Source organism: Janthinobacterium psychrotolerans (genome assembly GCF_001677885.1).
GTDB lineage: Bacteria > Pseudomonadota > Gammaproteobacteria > Burkholderiales > Burkholderiaceae_D > Janthinobacterium > Janthinobacterium psychrotolerans.
The window spans coordinates 1-1128 of the sequence record NZ_LOCQ01000005.1 but is presented as its reverse complement, the minus strand read 5'-3'; the positions used below and the strand labels follow the sequence as shown (position 1 = coordinate 1128).

Here is a 1128-nt window from a genome sequence, read left to right as displayed (position 1 = left end):
GCATCGAGCGCTTGAGCTGCCTGGCGAAGCGGCGGTAGTTTTCGCAGAACTGCGTGTAGCCGTAGGTCTGGCGATCGGCATAGTCGGCGCGGTGCTCCTCCCACAAGAGCATCAACGTCATGCCCTTGCGGCGCAGTTCCTGGTGCAGGCGGCCATAATCGGGCTGCACGTGCTCTCGCGGGCGTTCCGGCGCAACGAGCAGGCGCCTCTCCAGCGCCGCCTCATCAATCCCCTGGACCGTCGCCCAATCCAGGCCCGCCGCTGCGGCCAGGCTAAGGTACTTGGTCACGGCAGCCTTCGACATGCCCAGTGCAGCGGCGATCTGCCGGTGAGACAACTGGGCGTCGAGCTTCAGACGCAGGACATCTTTTATCTTACGCATATTGATCCTCGGTGCGGGCACGCTATCTCCAGAAAAAAGCTGGAAGCGTACCCTCTCGGTTGCTATATGCGTAACATCATCTCGGCGTGCTACGACACCGTTCCGGTATCGTGACCGGCCATTCCGGTATCGTGCCCACTGATTCCGGTATCGTGACCAGTGATTCCGGTCACCCCATCAAACTGGGCACGATGGACCGGAATGGGTGGGCGCGATGGACCGGAATCGCTGGGCACGATGGACCGGAATCAGTGGGCACGATGGACCGAAATACCCAGCTTTCGCCCCGAAAACGGACATTGTCATTCAGTGACGGTTTAAAAACTTCATAGCAACTTTTGTGTCAAAGCGTCTTTGACGTTTGGGAGTAGCTGGCATGTGGACGCAAGAGAATCGTAGCAAGCATCAACAGGTAAGGACATCGCTCAAACGTGGTTATCCTACGGATGTGAAAGATGAAGAGTGGCGTCTGATCACACCGCTGCTGCCGAAGCAAGCAAAGACGGGAAGACCTCGCAAGACGGATCTGCGCGCAGTGATCAATGCGCTGCGCTATATGGTGCGCTCTGGATGCGAGTGGCGCATGCTGCCCAATGATTTCCCGCCGTATCAGACAGTTTATTACTGGTTCCGGCGGCTGATGCGGCGCATGCTGTTTCGCACCATTCATGACCTGGCACTGATGCTTGATCGCTTGTGCAATGAGCGGGAGGTGCTGCCGAGTGCCGGTGTTGTCGATAGCCAAA

General features: G+C 57.9%; 2 protein-coding genes. One reads left to right on the top strand and one right to left on the bottom strand.

The features are described from left to right. A partial coding sequence (locus tag ASR47_RS00050; RefSeq protein ID WP_150127594.1) for a transposase occupies positions 1-403 on the bottom strand: 403 nt, incomplete at its 3' end. Positions 404-758: 355 nt separating this feature from the next. Between ASR47_RS00050 and ASR47_RS26715 the strand changes: the two genes are divergently transcribed. Beyond that, the coding region (locus tag ASR47_RS26715) for a transposase (RefSeq protein WP_150127593.1) at positions 759-1128 on the top strand (370 nt) is incomplete at its 3' end.